Raw genomic sequence first — 18,470 nt, forward strand, 5'->3', positions numbered from 1 at the left:
CTCAGCCGCGGCAGCGACGCCGGCCCCTGCGACCGCAGGGCCCGAGGGCCGCCCTCGTCCCACATCTGCCGCCACCGCTGCACCGAGCGGACGCTGACCCGCAGGTCCTTGGCGATCACCGAGCTCGCCTCGCCCCGGGCGAATCGCTCGGCCGCCTGCAGCCGTAACTCCTCGCGGAACTGCTGCCGTTCGGCGGTCAGCCCGCCCTCTTGTGGATACCTCACACCCCGGTGATACCGCACGGGCGACGAGCCGTCAGCCCCTACGACTTCACGAGTTCAACCTCAGTAACCGGCGATCGTGTGGTAGCCGCTGGAGGAGACACGCGGCTCGACTCCCCGAGGGCCGAACGCGAAGCCATCAGCACTGGTATTCCCGCGCCGCCCGATCATTCGTTCTCCCTCAAGTAAGCCAGTACATAAAGAACTTGGAGCCTGCCGTAATGGGACCATCAGCCCCACCCGCCAACGTGATCAAGGTTGACATGCTCTGGGCGACTGCATCCAGTCAATCCACCTCGACTTGCTCTGCCGTCGGCGAACTGCCATCCGGCGAAGCCCACACCAGCACCCACGAAAAGACGACACTGCGCGAAAACGCGCCGCGAGTGCACCAACCCTCCAACCGAAGACCCGCACTGAGAAAGCAATTCCCGGGCCAGCGGCCACGCTCCAGCAGGAATAACANACCAACCCTCCAACCGAAGACCCGCACTGAGAAAGCAATTCCCGGGCCAGCGGCCACGCTCCAGCAGGAATAACACAACGGCCTCCGGAGCCGTGTGCGCAGGTTCGAATCCTGCCGGGGGCACCGGAATGTCGGCGGCGCTTGAATCGTGGTTCTGTCGCAGGTCTTGTGGATCGTCACGTCGTATAGCTGTTGATCTTGTCGGTGTGGGTCTGGAGGTTGCCCGAAACCAGCCTGGGTTGTTGCTCGTTCGGGTGATCGTCACTGGCCGTGGGGTAGATCACGGTCGAGCTGAAGGAGCTGCTGTTCCCCGGCATCGCTGACCTAGTACTACAGCCGGTGGTTTCACGGTGAGTGAGCTCGGGCCGCGCGGGTGCGGTAGTGGCTGGCCCGGGCCCGGACTTGGTGGCGGGTGCGCCAGCGGTACCAGTGCATGGCCAGCCAGGTCCGGGCGGTGCGGGCGGGGGCGAGGACGATCCGGTCGTACAGGCGGCGGATCTCGTTCGGTCGGGTGTCGGGCGTCGGCGACTGACGGGGTATTAGCCGGCTCCGGACGGCGACCAGGAAGGCCATCGCGAGCATGCACACGGTGGCGTGCCGGTACCAGGAGCACCACTTGCGCACCTCGTGCTCGTCCAGCCCCACCTGCCCCTTCGCCACCTGGAACGACTCCTCCACCATCCAGCGCCGCCCGGCGGCGGTCACCAGCTCGGCCAGGGTGGTGCCCGGGTCGGTGTGGCACAGGAAGTAGGCGACCTCGCGGACGAGCCGACCGGTCTTCTTGTCCTTCTTGTTGGGCACGGTGGAGCGGCGGATCAGCAGGTGGCGCTCCAGCCCCTGGGCGGTGTGCGCGAGTTGGACGGTGGCCCAGTCGTACTCGCGCGGCCCCTTGGCGCCGTCGGCGCACGAGCGGCGCTCCAACGCCTCCTCGGGCACGACCGCGTACAGTTCGCGGGCCTGGCGGGTCCGGCCGTCCGGCAGCGGAACCACCTCGTCCTTGGGCACCGCGAGCAGGTAGCGCACCTGGCGTTCTTCCAGCCAGGCGCGCAGTGCGCGGCACTGGCCGTACGCCTCGTCGGCCAGGAAGTAGGAGAACGGCACCCCGGCGGCCAGGGCGCGCTCGAGCATGCGCCGGGCGAGCTCCGGTTTGGTGGCCACCGCGGTGACGCGTTCGGGTGGGATGTCCTGCTCGGTGCAGCGGCGTTCGTGTTCGGCGGTGGTGCCGGCCCATGCCCTGCCGAGGTAGAGCTCGCGGTCGATCAGGGTGCGGCCCCGGCTCGAACCATACGACAGGTGCACACTGACCTGGGCGTTCTCGATCCGGCCCGCGGTGCCGGAGTACTGCCGCTGCACCCCGGCGCTCTTGGTGCCCTTCTTGAGGTCCCCGGTCTCGTCCGAGATCAGCACCGCGTCCTGACCGGCCAGCGCGGCGACCGCGTAGTCCCGCACCCGGTCGCGCAGCTCGTCCGCGTCCCACGCGGCTTTGGCCAGGAAGCCCTGCAGCCGGTCGGGGTTGGGGTGGCAGGCGAACTCGGCGAGCTGCCACATGTTCTTCCGCGGCACCTCGCTCAGCAGCCCGCGCACCATCGCCCGCAGGTTCTCCCGCGAGGCCGGACGCGCGAACACGTCATCGACCGAGGCGCACAACGCCTCCAACTCCCCGTCCAGCACCCGGATCTCGGCCTCGTCCAGCTCGCCCATTCCAACCGCCTGCGGCGGCAGTGTCAGTCCCACGAACGGAGCAACGAGCCGACCGTCGTCACGTCACGTGAACCACCGGCTGTAGTACTAGCGGTCACGTCGGTGGAGGTGAGCCGGGCGGCGGTCTGCGTGACGGCGCGGAGTACGGCGTCCGGTGCCTGCTGCCCGGGCTGTGGCGGCTGGTCGGAGCGGGTGCACGGCTCCTACCAGCGGCATCCCGCGCATCTGCCCAGCTCGGGGCAGCCTGTGGTGCTGGCCCTGCGCGTGCGGCGCTTCCTCTGCGGCGACCGGGAATGCTCCCGGAAGACGTTCGTCGAGCAGTTACCGGTGCTGACCAGGCCTTACGTTCACCGGACCGAGCGTCAGCGCGAGGCGCTGGCAAGGGTTGCCCTGGCACTGGCGGGGCGGGCGGGAGCCCGACTGGCCGGGATGCTGGGCATGACCGCCGGGCGGGACACCCTGCTGCGGCTGGTCCGCGCCCTGCCCGACCCCGACAGACCCACTCCCAGAGTGCTCGGAGTGGACGACTTCGCCTTCCGCAAAGGCCACACCTACGGCACGATCCTGATCGACATCGACACCCACCGCCCCGTCGAGGTCCTCCCTGACCGTGAGGCCGCCACGCTCGCCGCCTGGCTGGCCGACCACCCCGGTGTCGAGGTCATCTGCCGCGACCGCGCCACCGCCTACGCCGACGGCGCGCGCACCGGAGCACCCGTCGCCATCCACTGCGCGGACCGCTGGCACCTGTTCCATAACCTCGTCGAAGCCGTCGAGAAGACCGTCACCCGCCACCGCGCGCTGCTGCCCGAGCCGCCCGAGGACCAGCCGGCCCTCACGGCCAAGGATGTGGAGACCGCGGCGGTCACGACACCCAAGCCAGCGGGGCCGCGGACATCCGGCCGGATCAGCGACCGCACCCGCGAACGCCACCAGGTTATCCATGACCTCCACCGCCAAGGTCACAGCCAGCGCGACATTGCCCGCCGGCTCGGGCTGGCCCGCAACACCGTCCGCCGCTTCCTGCGCGTGACCAGCACCGACGACCTGCTGGTCGGCAAATGGACCGGCCGCTCCAGCATCCTCGACCCCTACAAGCCCTACCTCCACCAGCGATNGCGCGACATTGCCCGCCGGCTCGGGCTGGCCCGCAACACCGTCCGCCGCTTCCTGCGCGTGACCAGCACCGACGACCTGCTGGTCGGCAAATGGACCGGCCGCTCCAGCATCCTCGACCCCTACAAGCCCTACCTCCACCAGCGATGGGCCCAAGGCTGCACCACCGCCCGCCGCCTTCTCGAAGAACTCCGCGACCGCGGCTACACAGGCGGCGAAAGCGTGGTCAAGCACTACATACGACAGCTCAAAGACGCCGCCCCGCACAGCCAGCCGGCCCGTCGGCCCCCGTCCGTCCGGCAGGTCACCAGCTGGATCACCCGCCACCCCGACCGCCTCACCGACGAGCAGATCCGGGCCCTGACGAACCTCCTGCACCGCTGCCCCGAACTGAACAAAACCGCCCACCACGTCCGCGCCTTCGCCGAGCTGATGACCAAACGCCACGGCCACCGGCTGGAGGACTGGATGGACAAGGTTCTCGCCGACGACCTGCCCGACCTCACCTCTTTCGTCACCGGCCTCCGCCAAGAGCAACAGGCCGTGGTCGCCGGCCTCACCCTGCCCTACAGCTCCGGACCGGTCGAGGGCACAGTGAACCGGACCAAGATACTGAAACGGCAAATGTTCGGCCGCGCCAGGCTCCCCCTGCTCCGGAAGCGCATCCTCCTCAGTTAACGCTCAGTCACCGCGCCACAGGACCTGCGACAGAACCACTTTTCAGCCGCCGCCGACACGCGCGGAGACCGGTAGCCGACGATCTCCTCAGCAGTGCTCGCCGGCGGCTCACCTCCGCTCGCGCGGAGACCGGGCGGGCCTTGGCGTCAGCGCGGTAGGAAACCTCGGCTCACCTCCGCTCGCGCGGAGACCGGACGTAGAGCCGCCCGCTGATGATCCGGTAGTGCGGCTCACCTCCGCTCGCGCGGAGACCGGCGTCGAAAGCGTCGGACAGCAGCTCTTCGATGCGGCTCCCCTCCGCTCGCGCGGAGACCGGAACATCGGCTACGCGGGTATCGGCGGCGGTGACGGCTCACCTCCGCTCGCGCGGAGACCGGCTGGCCGAGCGCTACGGCTTCTCCCTCGCCTTCGGCTCACCTCCGCTCGCGCGGAGACCGGGAGGCCCGGGGGCAACCGGGCCTCTTGCTGTTGGGCTCACCTCCGCTCGCGCGGAGACCGGTACCGGCAGACCTCCGATGCGCTGGCCGGGTTCGGCTCACCTCCGCTCGCGCGGAGACCGGGCTCGCCCGAGCCTCCCGACAATCCGGGCGTACGGCTCACCTCCGCTCGCGCGGAGACCGGCGGCCCCGGCCCCGGCGCGCTCGGGCGAGTTCCGGCTCACCTCCGCTCGCGCGGAGACCGGATCTCATTCGAGGGCAAAGACACCCTGATCGACGGCTCACCTCCGCTCGCGCGGAGACCGGTTGATCGCGGCGGGAAGGGACCGCAGGAAGCGCGGCTCACCTCCGCTCGCGCGGAGACCGGCCGGCCAGTTGGAATCGGACCGGACGGCCGGGCGGCTCACCTCCGCTCGCGCGGAGACCGGCTGACCGCCTCCACCCCGCCGGACCTGGGGAACGGCTCACCTCCGCTCGCGCGGAGACCGGTCGAGGCAGCCACGAGCGCGGCACACGAGTTGCGGCTCACCTCCGCTCGCGCGGAGACCGGCACCGGACGGGTGCGGCGGTGTTCACAGCCTGCGGCTCACCTCCGCTCGCGCGGAGACCGGAATATCTCCGACAGCGTGTCCGTGAACACCGACGGCTCACCTCCGCTCGCGCGGAGACCGGGTGGGCGTTGTTGGTGTGCGCGTCGCCCATGCCGGCTCACCTCCGCTCGCGCGGAGACCGGCGGATATCGGGCTCCCGCTCATGGGCTGACTCCGGCTCACCTCCGCTCGCGCGGAGACCGGGGGGGTGACCTGGGTGAGGGCGGCGGCCAGGTCGGCTCACCTCCGCTCGCGCGGAGACCGGCCGCGCTGGCTGCCCATCGTCCACACGGCCCGCGGCTCACCTCCGCTCGCGCGGAGACCGGCCGCGCTGGCTGCCCATCGTCCACACGGCCCGCGGCTCACCTCCGCTCGCGCGGAGACCGGACTTCGTGACCTGCGACGTTATGAGCGGTTTGCAATTCCTTTACCATTCGGGGAGCACACTTGGCTGACTGCCGAGCCATGGGTGGATCCCTGTGCCACAGGTGGAGTCTACGAGCACAGCAGATCCCCGGGCCCGGGCCGAGTGTCAGCGGCTCCTGCTATCCCTGTGGCCATGACCGACGCGTGGCTTCCTCGTGGGCTGGATAAGTGCATCGATGTACGACTGTGGGGCAAGGAGTCCGGGCTGCCCCGGCCGTACCCTGTGGTGTGCCATCTCTTGGACACCGCAGCGGTGTTTCTGTACTTGTGGGACCAGGTCGTGGGCGAGGAGCAGCGCCGGCACATCAGTTCCAAGCTTGGGATGGTGCCGGGCGAGGCGCGTCTCATGCTTGCCTTCTGGGCCGCCCTGCACGACCTGGGAAAGATCTCCCCCCCTTTCCAGGTGCAGGTTTCAAGACTTTGGGAGCCACTGAAGCAGGATGTCTTCTATAGATCGAAGGCAGGAGCTGAATCCTGTCGGTCTTTTCGGCATGAGATGGCCAGCCACTGGGCACTGACGGGCCTTTTTCAGGAAAACGGATACCCTACGAATCCTAAACTCAAGCGGTCAATCTCTCATCAGGTAGCCCAGTTGCTGGGCGGCCACCACGGCCGCTTCGGGGCAGCTTTGCTAGCAAAGCATGTCAATAATCCCGCAGGCTATCAGGAGGGCTTGGGTGGTCCGGGATGGGAAACTCAGCGGCGCATTCATTTTGATGAGGTTCGGGCCATAGTGGGAGCGAACCACGCTCCGGACAAGCTGCTATCAGCGGATATCGCGGTCGTGTTAACCGGTCTGGTCATCACAGCGGACTGGCTGGCAAGTCAAACCGGGTGGATCATTCCAAGAATCCCGCCGGCAGATTGGAGGGGAAGTCGGTCGGATCTCCAGGCACACTGGGAGGCTGCGCTGGCCAAGGCGCCGGAAGTGGTGAACGAAGCACGCCTGGGGCGAGTGAACTTTTCCGTGCGACAGGATTTCAGCGAAGCTTTCCCCTTCACTCCGAACGCGCTACAGCACGATATAGCTGAACGGCTTCCCCGACTCGTCAGCGAGAAAGGTGCCGGCCTGGTGCTGGTGACCGCTCCCACCGGTGACGGGAAGACGGAGGCGGCGCTGTGGGCTGCCCGGGTTCTGGGAGCGGCAAGCGGGGCGCGAGGGCTTTTCTTCGCCCTTCCGACGATGGCCACGGCTGATGCGATGTTTCCCCGGGTGGGCAGGTTCGCCGCCTCGGCACTGGGGGGTGATCGAGCGCTGACGCTGTTGCACTCGATGGCGTGGTTGAGCCCGGCCTACGCGCAGGCTGCGGGCACCGGGCAGGAGCCGGGAAGCGTCCTGAGCGGGGAGACGGCCTGGGCGGTGGAGGCCGGCGAATGGCTGCGGGGCCGTGGCCGTGGCCTGCTGGCGCAGTTGGGGGTGGGGACGATCGACCAGGTCCTCGGCTCAGTTCTTCCCACGACCCGCAACATGCTTCGCCTGACCGGTCTTTCCGAGAAAGTTCTGATCGTGGACGAGGCTCACGCCTACGGGCCGTGGATGCACACCTTGCTCACACGGTTGTTGGAGTGGCTCGGGGCCATGAGGGTCCCCGTGGTGCTCCTGTCGGCCACCCTCACCGGAGAGGTGGCGGGTTCATTGGTAAGTGCTTATCAGCGCGGGCGTGGTGTTCCCGCGAGTGAGGATACCACTGTCCGCTACCCCGGTTGGTTGTTCGCCAGCGCGGGAGGAGACGTCGTTCTCTCCCCCGAATTGGCCAGCTCGCGTTCACGGACGGTCGATGTAGCGGTTCATGAGGTGCTGTGGGATGTCGATGCCGCACCGGAAGCCGGGGTGCAGGCCGGAGGCAGACGGGCCGCACTGCGCGAAGTACTTGCCACAGTGGTCTCCGAGGGCGGGACCGCGCTAGTTTGCTGCACCACGGTCGCGGAGGCCCAGCAAACCTACCGCGATCTGTCGGCCGCCTTCCCGGACCTGGCCGCGATGAAGGGCGGTTTGAGACTGCTGCATTCACGGTTCCCCGCTCATCGTCGCGAAGAGATCACCGCGGAGTGCGAGGAGGCGTACGGAAAGCCGGAACGCAGTGTGCCGGCAGGAGTACGGCCGGCTTCGATTCTTGTGGCGACGCAAATCGTCGAGCAGTCGCTCGATCTGGATTTCGACCTGGTTGTCACTGACCTGGCTCCGATGGCGCAGCTCCTGCAGCGTGCCGGCCGGTGCCGCAGACATGATCGGGGCGGAGGCGGGCGTCCGCCGTGGGCGCTTCCCGAGGACCGGCCTCGGATCGTGGTGTTGATGCCCGTCGACACCAATCGTGAGCTGTCGGTGCCACGCCGATCGATGGGTGCGGTCTACGACGATGGACTGCTGCATCGCACCGCTCGGCTTCTGGAAACCCGTCGGGGGGAAGGCATCGCGGTTCCTGGAGCTGTGCAGCGCCTGATCGACGCCGTCTATGCCGAGGACTTCACCACCGGGTTGGATGAGGCGACCAGTCGTGAGCTGGCGCGTATGGACGGGGAACGCAGGGCGCGGGACTCCGCCGAGGCCCACATCGCACGGACCACGATCATTCCGGCTCCCTTCGACATCAAGGGCGACCTTCATCCGATCAGCCGGGCCGAGGCAGGCGTCAGCGAGGAGTTGCTGACAACCCGCCTGGGGGCGGATACCGGGCGGGTGGTCTGTCTGTTCGAGCAGCCCGGGGGACAACTGGCGCTGCAGCCCCAGGGCTCCCCGGGTCAGCCGGCCGACTGGCGTTCCCCGAGCAGGAAGACCATCGAAACGATCATGAGGCACGTCGTGCCCGTACCAGGCAGTTGGCTGCGCGGGGGCGGCGACGGTGACGTCGAACAGCCTCCCCCTTCCTGGAGCAGACGCCCTCTGCTGCGGGACCTGACCCTCCTGCGGTTCCGCGACCAGGGGGAAGGGTGGGAGGCCCGATGCGGCGAGAGCACACTCGTCTACTCACACGACCTCGGCCTGAAACGATAGCGAGCAGACTTCAGAAGCATGCTATCCCCCGTAACTCCGTTACAAGAGTCTTCTTCTGAGTTTGCGTCAGGCGAGCCAGTTCTGCCACGATGCGACTCGCTGCCCCGGCGAGCCGCTCCATCTACGGGTTTCCGGCTCGCCGGGGCGGCCTACCCGCCTGCGCGGGCAATCACTCAACGCGACCCCGAGACTCGCTGACCAGAGTCGGTTCACCCCCGCTCCTGCGGGGCCCCAGCCATCCCATTGTGGCGTACCGATAGGAGCCCCATGCCAGCCCTCTCACCCAACGTGCTCCACGAGGAGATCTTCCCGGTCATCTGGCTTCCCGGCCACACGGGACCGGATCGGGTGGGTTTCCGTGAACTGCTGCGGCGCAGCCACGAGATCGCCGGGTTCGCGATCGCGGAACCCCCGGCCCACGCGGCGGTGCTGCGAATCTCGTACGCGCTCACCGCCCGGGTCACCGGGCTGGACGAGGCCGGTGAGGACGACTGGGAGGAGCGTCGGGACGACATCGTGGAGGCCGGGAGACTGCCTGCCGAGGGTATCGAGGAGTACCTGGGGCGTTTCGAGCACCGGTTCCTCGTCTTCGACCCCGAGGGGGGCAGGCCCTGGATGCAGGATCCCCGGCTGGCGGAGCAGTGCGACCCGGCGAATACCGCGGGCGTCGACAAGCTGATTGTCACCCGCCCGTCGGGCAACAACCACGCCTGGTTCCGTCACGGCTCGCCCCACTCGCCCGAGCTGCCGACGGTCTCCGAGGCGGTATTGAACATGCTCGTCTGGCACTACTACGGGCCCTCGGGCCGCTGTTCCTCGCGAGAGGTCGACGGCGAGAAGTCCGCCAGTGCCACGGCGGGACCACTGCGTACCGCGCTGTCCTACCACCCGGAGGGCGTGAACCTGTTCGAAACGCTTCTGGCCGGGTTGCCGAAGCCGCCCGCCGGGCTACGCCGCGCGGAGGACCCGTGTCCGTGGGAACGGGAGGAGCTGCCCGATCCCGCGCACGCTCCCGAACCGCCGGTGGGCCCCTGTGCCCGGCTGACCGGTTGTTCGCAGCACGCCCTGCTTCTCGTACCCGACGCCGACGATCCGGGGCTGGTCGCCGACGCCTACATCACCTGGGCCTACCGCACGGGAAAGATCCCGCGCGACGACCCGTTCCTGATCTGGCAGATCAGCCAGGCGGGGAACCGCTATCCACGGCCAGCCGACTCCCGGCGGGCACTGTGGCGGGACCTCGACGCGCTCCTGCTGCACGGGGAGGTGGGTACCTCCAGGGCGCAGCGGCCGGTGATCTTCGATACCGCCCTCGATGTCTCGGAGGATCTGCGGATCCGCGCGTTGGGGTTCGAGCAGGAGAACCAGGCCAAGGACATCCAGTTCATGGACGCCTCGACCCCGCCCATCCTCGGCCACGTGGAACGGGAGGCCGCCCACACTGCGGTACCCGTCGCGAGGCTGCGCGGCTTGGGCGACATGTACGGGCACCGGCTGTCCCGGGCGGTCCGACAGGCGTGGCTCGGCTATGTCAACGACCCCAAGAACTCCTCCCAGACCTGGGAGACCGAAGCCGAGGCACGCTACTGGCCGCGGGCCGAGCAGATCTTCTGGAAGCACTTCCGTGCCCTGGACCGAGGCGACGACGGCGAAGGCCTGGACGCCTCCGCGGCCCGCAAGGAGTTCATCGCACTGGCCCTCCAGGTCTACGAACACGTCACCGCGACGGCCTGGCGCACCGACCGGGGGGCGCAGGCGGTCACCACCGCGCGTACCGAGATCTTCGGCGGACGCCGGAAGAAGACCCCGAAGACGCCCTGACCGCGCCCCGCCCGTTCCGACGAGATGAATTGGACTCAGGTGACCATGACGACCATCTATCCCCCCAAGAGCGGGGACGAGGCACGCCGCCGGCGGTGGCAGTTCCCCGCCTGGATCGAGCAGGAGTGCCGGGACCCCGGCACCCGCAACGCGCTGCGCAAGGATGCCCGCGGGCAGAGCGCGGAGGCCGCGGACCGGCTCGACCGCTGCATCGCGCCCTGGCTGCCGAACCGGTGCGGCCCTCAGGAGCAGGCCGCCTACTACACGCTGGCCAAGATGATCGCCGACCGCCCGCGGTACGAGTTCTCCGACCCCGACCCCGACGACGCCGAGGGGAGCCAGGACGGGGAGACGGAGCAGGGCAGGCCAGCGGAGCCGGCCGGCGAGACCGGTGACGCCGAGCCCGCGGACTCCGACGAGTCCTCCTCCCCCGCCCAGTCGGGGCCCGAGGGTGAGCAGGCGCAGATGGCACCCGCCCGCAACCCCGGCAGGGGGGAGAGCCTGGGAGCCGCCTACGCCCGGGCGGTGATCTCCCGAGGCATGCGGGAGAACACCGCCCGCGACCGCCTCAAACTCCTCGCCCGGCAGACCGAAACCGGCGTCCACAAGACGCTGCCCCGGGCCGTCCGGCACCTGCAGAACGAAGGCGTCAAGCTCCACTGGCCCCGCCTGTTCGACGAACTCGCCGAGTGGGCCACGCGCCGCGACGCCATCTGCCGCCGCTGGCGGCAGGACTTCTACCAGCTCCTCAATGACAGTGCCCTGGAGCAGGCCAAGCGCGAGGACCACGCCGAACTCGAAGCCTCCTGAACCACCCCCGCAGCCACCAGTCACCGGAAAGGACAACCTCATGACCAGCACCGCACGGTTCCTCGACATCCACATCCTGCAGTCGGTCCCCTTCGCCAACCTGAACCGCGACGACACCAACTCCGTCAAGACCGTCCAGTGGGGCAACGTGCTGCGTACCCGCGTCAGCAGCCAGTGCTGGAAGCGCGCCACCCGCGGCGAGTTCCAGGACCGCATCGGCGAGCACGCCCTGCGCACCCGGCGCATCGCCGAGCGCGTCACCCGCGAACTGGTGTCCCGCGCATGGCCGGAGGACCTGGCCGAGCGCGCCGGGGCCCACGCCGCGGCCGGCAGCAGCATCAAGTTCGAACTCGCCAAGACGGAGGACAAGAAGCCGTTCCCCAACAAGGTCCTGACCAACGCCCTGGTCTATGTCCCCGAGCCCGCCGTGAGCGAGCTGGCCGACCTGGCGGAGAAGCACCGCCCGCAGTTGGAGAAGGCCACCGACATCAAGAAGCCGTCTGACAAGAGCGTGCTGCCCCAGAAGGACATCGACGCGATCCTGCGCTCCCGCAACGGCGTGATCAACCTCTTCGGCCGGATGCTCGCCGAGGTCGACGACGCCGGTGTCGACGGCGCCGTCCAGGTCGCCCATGCCCTCACCACCCACGCCACCGACATCGAACTCGACTACTTCTCCGCCGTCGACGACGTCACCGCCACCTGGGCTGACTCCACCGGAAGCGGCCACATGGGCAACGCCGAGTACAGCGCCGGCACCTTCTACCGCTACGCCACCATCGACCTGCGCGACCTGGCCGCCAACCTCGGCCCCGACACCGCCGGCTCCCGCGAGCTGGTCTCCGCGTTCCTCAGCTCTTTCATCGAGTCCATCCCCCGGGCCAAGAAGAACTCCACCGCCGTCCACACCGCGCCGTCCCTGGTCCACCTCTCCGTGCGCGCCGACCGGCCCCTGTCCTACGCCGCCGCGTTCGAGGAGCCGGTCTCCGCCGCCGACCACGGCGGCTTCGAGACCCGGTCCATCGCCAAGCTCACCGAGTACGCGGGCAACGTCAACACCTTCCTCGGCGCCAGCCGCGTCCTGGCCTCCGGCTGGGCCTCCCCCCTCCCCCGCGACATCGACGGCCTCGGTGACCACCGCCCGTCCCTCGACAAGCTGATCACCACCACCCTGGAGACCGCCCTGCCCACCGCCGAGGCCGCCCGGTGACCCCCACCACCGTCTCCCCCCGCACCGACGGCCCCCCCGCCGAACCGGGACTGCTGCTGTCCCTCAACGGACCGCTCCAGTCCTGGGGAGAACGCAGCCACTTCAACGAACGGGACACCAGCGCCTTCCCCACCCGTTCGGGAGTCCTCGGCCTGCTGGCCGCAGCACTCGGCCGCGGCCGGGGCGAGCCCGTCGAGGACCTCCAACAGCTGTCCCTGACCGTTCGGGCCGACCGCCCCGGCGTCCTGCTGCGCGACCTGCACACCGTCGGCGGCGGTCTGCCGGCCCGGGAGACCGTGACCACCGCCGAGGGAAAGAAACGCCCCGGCGACACCGCCACCCTGCTTTCCCACCGCTGGTACCTGGCCGACGCCGCGTTCACCGTCGCTCTCACCAGCCCCGACGGACAGGACCAGGTCGCCCTCGACACCTGGGCCCGAGCCCTGCGCTCCCCCCACTGGCCGCCCTACCTGGGGCGCCGTTCCTGCCCCCCGGAAGGCCCCCTGCTCATCACCAGCAGCCCCGACGCCCTCCACGACCTGGTCCACCTCCCCGTGCACGCCCGGCGCCCGCACGGCGAGAGCACCGCCATCGAGTTCGCCGGTGACCGCCCCCTGGACCGCCTGCCCACCCCTACCCAGGACTCCAGCCACCCCACCAGCCAGATCAACGACGAGCGCGACTCCCACCGGCGCATCTTCCACGCCCGTCCCCTCTACCGCTGCTCCATCCCCCTACCCGCCTCGCAGTTCGCCGGGCACGGCACCCACTACCTCAACCGCCTCACCCACTACCTCACCGCCACCCGCGCCGAGAGGAGCGCCCCGTGACCCACTGGCTCGCCCGCCTCACCCTGAATCCCCGGTGCGAACAGGCCCGGCGCGACGCCACCGGCCCCGACAGCCCCGTGCACCTCCACCGACGCGTCATGTCCCTGTACCCCGACGACGCCGGCCCCGACCCGCGCGCCCGCTTCGGCGTCCTCTACCGCGCCGAGGAAACCCCCGCCGGCGTACACCTCATCATCCAGAGCAACCACAAGCCCGACCCCGGCCGCCTGCCCACCGACTACGGCACCCTCACCACGACCTCCCTCGACCCCCTCCTGGACGCGCTCGCCCCCGGCCGGCACATCCACTACCGATGCGTCGCCAGCGCCGTCCGCAAACCCGGCGCCACCACCCGCGCCGCCTACAACCTCCCCGCCGTCGTACCCCTCAAGGGCACCGCCGCCGCCGAATGGTGGATGCGCCAGGCCGAGAAGACCGGCATCAACGCCCACACCGCCCAACACGAACCTCTCGACCCCGTCGACAGCCCTCGCCCCGGCAACGAAAGACGCGCCCAGCGCATCCGTCACAACCGCACCCGCTTCGAAGGCACCGCCACCATCACCGATCCCGACCTCCTGCGCACCAGGATCATCGAAGGAATCGGCCGCGGAAAACCCTACGGCTGCGGCCTATTGAGCATCGCCCCCGCCAGGAGGCCCGTGTGAACGCCGCGCCCGTGTCCACCCCTGCCCAGGCCAGACGACGCCTGGCCGCCCCCACCGTCGCGATGCTCCCACGCATCTCCGACTCCCTGTCCTTTCTCTACCTCGACATCGTCCGCATCCACCAGGACGACACCGGCGTCTGCGCAGAGATCACCACCGAAGCCCGCGGCACCGAAACCGTCTACCTCCCCACCGCGGCGCTCAGCTGCGTACTCCTGGGCCCCGGCACATCGATCACCAGCCGCGCCCTCACCACCCTCGCACGACACGGGACCACCGTCCTGATCACCGGATCCGGCGGCGTCCGCTGCTATGCAGCCGCCCTCCCCGACTCCCTCACCACCGCCTGGCTCGAACGGCAAACCCGCATCTGGGCCGACGACGCCCGCCGTCTCCAGGCCGCCGTGACCATGTACGAGATGCGCTTCGGCGCCGACACCCTCCCGGCAGGAAGCACCCTCCAGCAACTACGCGGCTTCGAAGGCCAACGAGTCCGCGCCCACTACCAACTCCTGGCCAGACAACACCGCATCGGCCGCTTCCGCCGCAACTACGACCCCCAGGCATGGGACGAGCAGGACCCCGTCAACCTCGCCCTCTCCGCCGCCAACACCTGCCTGTACGGGATCGTCCACTCCGCGATCCACGCCCTGGGCTGCTCCCCCGCCCTCGGCTTCATCCACAACGGCAACCAGCAGGCCTTCGTCTACGACATCGCCGACCTGTACAAGGCACAGCTCACCATCCCGCTCGCCTTCTCACTCCACTCGTCCACCAACCCCGAAGCGGAAGCACGCCGCTCCTTCCGCGACGGACTCCGCCTGTTCAAACTCCTGCCCCGCATCGTCACCGACATCCAGCGCATCCTCGACCCCGCTCAGGAGTACGAAGCCCCCGACCCCGACGAAGAACTCGTCGACCTGTGGGACCCCGTCGCCGGCGCCATCCCCGGCGGCACCAACCACGCCACCGGCATCTGACACCCAAAGGCACCCGACATGCCCTCCATGACAGTCCTCGCCGCCACCGCCGTCCCCGACCACCTGCGCGGCGCCCTGACCCGCTGGCTCCTCGAAGTCACCCCCGAGCTCTACGTCGGAACCGTATCCGCCCGCGTCCGCGACGAACTGTGGAACGCCGTCGCAGCGACCATCGGAACCGGCACAGCCGTCCTCGCCCACCCCGCCGACAACGAACAGGGCTTCGAACTCCGCACCGCCGGAACCCAACGCCGCGACCCGATCGACTTCGACGGTCTCACCCTCATCGCCTTCCAACGCGGAGGTAGAAACCCAGCCCATCACCTCCCAGCCGCTGCTCACCACAAAACCGACGACGAAGAACCCAATCGAACCCCACGGCCACGTTGAAACCAGAACCCGGACAAGACCCGAGAACGACTGCAAATCCTCCCTCCGCGTCGAAGCACCTCCAAGCACGGCAGCCGGCTGTCACTGACGGCAGCGGTTCCCGGGTCACCTCCGCTCGCGTGGAGAGCACGCCTCACCTGGTCCGTCGAGGGCGATGCAGCCCGGGTCACCTCCGCTCGCGCGGAGAGCACTACTGGCGGGACTCCACCAACTTGGAGTCGCACGGGTCACCTCCGCTCGCGCGGAGAGCACAGCGCGCGGCCGCCGTCGTTGTGCGGCGGCGACGGGTCACCTCCGCTCGCGCGGAGAGCACGCCGGCCGCTACAAGCTCAACGGCCACGTCAGCGGGTCACCTCCGCTCGCGCGGAGAGCACCGCAGCTCAGCACAGCGGTGAGCCGCGCATACCGGGTCACCTCCGCTCGCGCGGAGAGCACGGCGGTCGGGTCGATGCCGATGCTCAGCGGGTCGGGTCACCTCCGCTCGCGCGGAGAGCACTGCTGGCGGGACTCCACCAACTTGGAGTCGCACGGGTCACCTCCGCTCGCGCGGAGAGCACAGCGCGCGGCCGCCGTCGTTGTGCGGCGGCGACGGGTCACCTCCGCTCGCGCGGAGAGCACGCCGGCCGCTACAAGCTCAACGGCCACGTCAGCGGGTCACCTCCGCTCGCGCGGAGAGCACCGCAGCTCAGCACAGCGGTGAGCCGCGCATACCGGGTCACCTCCGCTCGCGCGGAGAGCACGGCGGTCGGGTCGATGCCGATGCTCAGCGGGTCGGGTCACCTCCGCTCGCGCGGAGAGCACTGGCCAGGGCGTCGTGCCGGGCGGAGACGGCGGGGGTCACCTCCGCTCGCGCGGAGAGCACTGCAGGTGCAGGAGGCCTGGTACCCGGCTGTGCGGGTCACCTCCGCTCGCGCGGAGAGCACGTGCGGCACCTCACGACGAAGGACGGGAACAACGGGTCACCTCCGCTCGCGCGGAGAGCACCTGCGGCAGCAGATGCGCGAGTCCGAGGTCACCGGGTCACCTCCGCTCGCGCGGAGAGCACGTCCCGGCCGCTGCCGTCGCGGCGCGGTAGGTCGGGTCACCTCCGCTCGCGCGGAGAGCACCCCATTGGAGACCGCGTGTTCGACCTGGACGACGGGTCACCTCCGCTCGCGCGGAGAGCACACCGTACCGAGCCCGGCGGACGTGACGGACTCCGGGTCACCTCCGCTCGCGCGGAGAGCACCCGCATGAGGGTGAAGTGGGGGCAGGCCAGCGCGGGTCACCTCCGCTCGCGCGGAGAGCACCCGCCCCACTCGGGCACGGGGACGTCCTCCCACGGGTCACCTCCGCTCGCGCGGAGAGCACCCGCCCCACTCGGGCACGGGGACGTCCTCCCACGGGTCACCTCCGCTTGCGCGGAGAGCACCGCTTCGGCCGAGCACCGGCCGAGCAGATGATCGGGTCACCTCCGCTCGCGCGGAGAGCACCGGACCCGGCCCAGGTCTGCCTCGGCGTCGTCCGGGTCACCTCCGCTCGCGCGGAGAGCACGATTCGGCCTCAGCGTCGGCGTCCTGCGCCGCCGGGTCACCTCCGCTCGCGCGGAGAGCACCCCGCACAACTCCTCCATGGAATTCATCCGAACGGGTCACCTCCGCTCGCGCGGAGAGCACGAGCTCGCGGCCGCGACCGTACGGCAGGGACGCGGGTCACCTCCGCTCGCGCGGAGAGCACGCCGCCGGCATCGACGGGATCGACGAGAGCAGCGGGTCACCTCCGCTCGCGCGGAGAGCACGTCACCCTGCTGGGCAACAGCGCACGGTGCGTCGGGTCACCTCCGCTCGCGCGGAGAGCACGGCATCGATGGCACCGTGCTCACGTCCCCCGACGGGTCACCTCCGCTCGCGCGGAGAGCACTCGCTGCTGAAGTACGACACCGACGCGCGGGGCGGGTCACCTCCGCTCGCGCGGAGAGCACAGACGTGGACCGGGCTGGCGCTCGCTCACGGCTGGGTCACCTCCGCTCGCGCGGAGAGCACGCGTTCCGTGATGCCGAGGAGTACCTGTGAGCCGGGTCACCTCCGCTCGCGCGGAGAGCACCCGAGCGCCTGGAGCACCACCGGCCGCCACCGCGGGTCACCTCCGCTCGCGCGGAGAGCACTCGATCAGCCGCAGCATCCGCCGGAAGTGCTGCGGGTCACCTCCGCTCGCGCGGAGAGCACCGGCGGCTGGTCAGAGGGGATCGCCACGGTGCTGGGTCACCTCCGCTCGCGCGGAGAGCACCCACCGAGCGACATATCCGCCTCCACTGCCGCCGGGTCACCTCCGCTCGCGCGGAGAGCACGGCCCCTCGCGACAGCAGATGCACCGTCACTTCGGGTCACCTCCGCTCGCGCGGAGAGCACGATTGACGAGTGAGGCCGAAAGCGCCCCTGACCTGGGTCACCTCCGCTCGCGCGGAGAGCACACTTCCTGACCTGCGAGACTACAGGGGGTTTGCAGTTCCTTTACCAAAGCCCACGCCACCCAAGGCGATGACTTGACTANTTCCTGACCTGCGAGACTACAGGGGGTTTGCAGTTCCTTTACCAAAGCCCACGCCACCCAAGGCGATGACTTGACTACAGAAAGCCCTTTTGGTCACAGGGGAAGCCTAACCTCGATCTTTCGTGACGGTCTGTCGGTTTCTTTGGCGGGCCGTTTCGGTTGTTCGGACTGTTCGCGGTCACGGTGAGGTCCCGGTTGTCGCCTCGGGAGGGCGCCGGGTTCACGGCTCCGGTTGTGGTGGTGGTGCGGCTCGTAGGGACGGGAATGTGCTGGTCAGCCGGGGTTCGGGAGAGTTTCGAGCTGTGCCAGGAAGTCTGTGATCATGTCGGTCCAGGGCCAGTGGCGTACGAGCCTCAGGTGCCGAGGGCGGGCGGTCGTGACAATCTGGGCAGCGGGGCTCCCAACTGCGGGTCTTTCCGGTCAGAGCGAGCATGGGCATTCATGCGAGGAGGTCGAGGGCGAGCTGGACGATCTCCAGCCAGATCCGGTTCTGGGCGGTGTGGTGCAGGGGCAGGTTGCGCAGGCCGGTCGCGCGGGCGGCCCGGATGCGGTCCTCGGCCCGGGCCCGCAGGCGGTGGCGCAGCTCGAGCTCGGCGATCGGCCGG

General features: G+C 69.5%; 10 protein-coding genes, 2 pseudogenes and 2 CRISPR repeat arrays. Of the genes and pseudogenes, 9 read left to right on the forward strand and 3 right to left on the reverse strand.

Going from position 1 to position 18,470, the window contains the following annotated elements; translation table 11 throughout:
- The coding region (locus GQS09_RS19275) for a helix-turn-helix domain-containing protein (protein WP_313896222.1) at positions 1 to 224 on the reverse strand (224 nt) is incomplete at its 3' end.
- 988 nt (positions 225 to 1,212) lie between these two features.
- Positions 1,213 to 2,388: pseudogene (locus GQS09_RS19280) on the reverse strand (IS701 family transposase); the annotation flags it as partial.
- A 129-nt stretch (positions 2,389 to 2,517) separates the two neighbouring features.
- Between GQS09_RS19280 and GQS09_RS19285 the strand changes: the two are divergent.
- The 9 genes from GQS09_RS19285 to cas2e all read left to right on the forward strand — a co-directional run bounded on the left by GQS09_RS19285 (position 2,518) and on the right by cas2e (position 15,336).
- Entirely contained in the window at positions 2,518 to 4,182 is a 1,665-nt protein-coding gene (locus tag GQS09_RS19285) for an ISL3 family transposase (RefSeq protein ID WP_165987945.1), read from the forward strand.
- 43 nt (positions 4,183 to 4,225) lie between these two features.
- Positions 4,226 to 5,596: a CRISPR direct-repeat array (repeat unit 29 nt; unit sequence CGGCTCACCTCCGCTCGCGCGGAGACCGG).
- A 172-nt stretch (positions 5,597 to 5,768) separates the two neighbouring features.
- Positions 5,769 to 8,627 (forward strand): CRISPR-associated helicase Cas3', encoded by a 2,859-nt coding sequence (gene cas3, locus GQS09_RS19290; RefSeq protein WP_165987948.1) that lies wholly within the window; start codon positions 5,769 to 5,771, stop codon positions 8,625 to 8,627.
- 267 nt (positions 8,628 to 8,894) lie between these two features.
- Entirely contained in the window at positions 8,895 to 10,448 is a 1,554-nt protein-coding gene (gene casA / locus GQS09_RS19295; RefSeq protein ID WP_165987950.1) for a type I-E CRISPR-associated protein Cse1/CasA, read from the forward strand.
- 45 nt (positions 10,449 to 10,493) lie between these two features.
- Positions 10,494 to 11,258, forward strand: coding sequence for a type I-E CRISPR-associated protein Cse2/CasB (locus GQS09_RS19300; RefSeq protein WP_165987952.1), 765 nt, complete (start codon positions 10,494 to 10,496; stop codon positions 11,256 to 11,258).
- 40 nt (positions 11,259 to 11,298) lie between these two features.
- Positions 11,299 to 12,468: a type I-E CRISPR-associated protein Cas7/Cse4/CasC gene (gene cas7e, locus GQS09_RS19305; protein WP_165987954.1), complete on the forward strand. Its 1,170-nt coding sequence runs from the start codon at positions 11,299 to 11,301 to the stop codon at positions 12,466 to 12,468.
- Entirely contained in the window at positions 12,465 to 13,298 is an 834-nt protein-coding gene (gene cas5e, locus GQS09_RS19310) for a type I-E CRISPR-associated protein Cas5/CasD (RefSeq protein WP_165987956.1), read from the forward strand. Before cas7e ends, cas5e begins: the two co-directional genes overlap by 4 nt.
- A complete protein-coding gene (cas6e, locus tag GQS09_RS19315; RefSeq protein WP_165987958.1) occupies positions 13,295 to 13,966 on the forward strand; it encodes a type I-E CRISPR-associated protein Cas6/Cse3/CasE in 672 nt (223 codons plus the stop codon). Before cas5e ends, cas6e begins: the two co-directional genes overlap by 4 nt.
- A gap of 62 nt (positions 13,967 to 14,028) precedes the next feature.
- Complete coding sequence (cas1e, locus tag GQS09_RS19320; RefSeq protein WP_165987963.1) at positions 14,029 to 14,946, forward strand: type I-E CRISPR-associated endonuclease Cas1e; 918 nt, start codon at positions 14,029 to 14,031, stop codon at positions 14,944 to 14,946.
- A gap of 18 nt (positions 14,947 to 14,964) precedes the next feature.
- Entirely contained in the window at positions 14,965 to 15,336 is a 372-nt protein-coding gene (cas2e, locus tag GQS09_RS19325; RefSeq protein ID WP_165987960.1) for a type I-E CRISPR-associated endoribonuclease Cas2e, read from the forward strand.
- A gap of 101 nt (positions 15,337 to 15,437) precedes the next feature.
- A CRISPR array of direct repeats spans positions 15,438 to 17,785; the repeat unit is 29 nt; unit sequence CGGGTCACCTCCGCTCGCGCGGAGAGCAC.
- Positions 17,786 to 18,138: 353 nt separating this feature from the next.
- Here cas2e and GQS09_RS19330 read toward each other — a convergent pair.
- Positions 18,139 to 18,470, reverse strand: a pseudogene (locus tag GQS09_RS19330) (transposase); the annotation flags it as partial.

Origin of the sequence: Streptomyces sp. YIM 98790 (assembly GCF_011421595.1) — a bacterium.
Classification (GTDB): domain Bacteria; phylum Actinomycetota; class Actinomycetes; order Streptomycetales; family Streptomycetaceae; genus Streptomyces.

Coding starts and splice junctions, on each gene's coding strand:
- cas7e (WP_165987954.1), top strand. CDS start 11,299: ATGACCAGCACCGCACGGTTCCTCGACATCCACATCCTGCAGTCGGTC.
- cas3 (WP_165987948.1), top strand. CDS start 5,769: ATGACCGACGCGTGGCTTCCTCGTGGGCTGGATAAGTGCATCGATGTA.
- casA (WP_165987950.1), top strand. CDS start 8,895: ATGCCAGCCCTCTCACCCAACGTGCTCCACGAGGAGATCTTCCCGGTC.
- cas2e (WP_165987960.1), top strand. CDS start 14,965: ATGCCCTCCATGACAGTCCTCGCCGCCACCGCCGTCCCCGACCACCTG.
- GQS09_RS19300 (WP_165987952.1), top strand. CDS start 10,494: ATGACGACCATCTATCCCCCCAAGAGCGGGGACGAGGCACGCCGCCGG.
- cas1e (WP_165987963.1), top strand. CDS start 14,029: ATGCTCCCACGCATCTCCGACTCCCTGTCCTTTCTCTACCTCGACATC.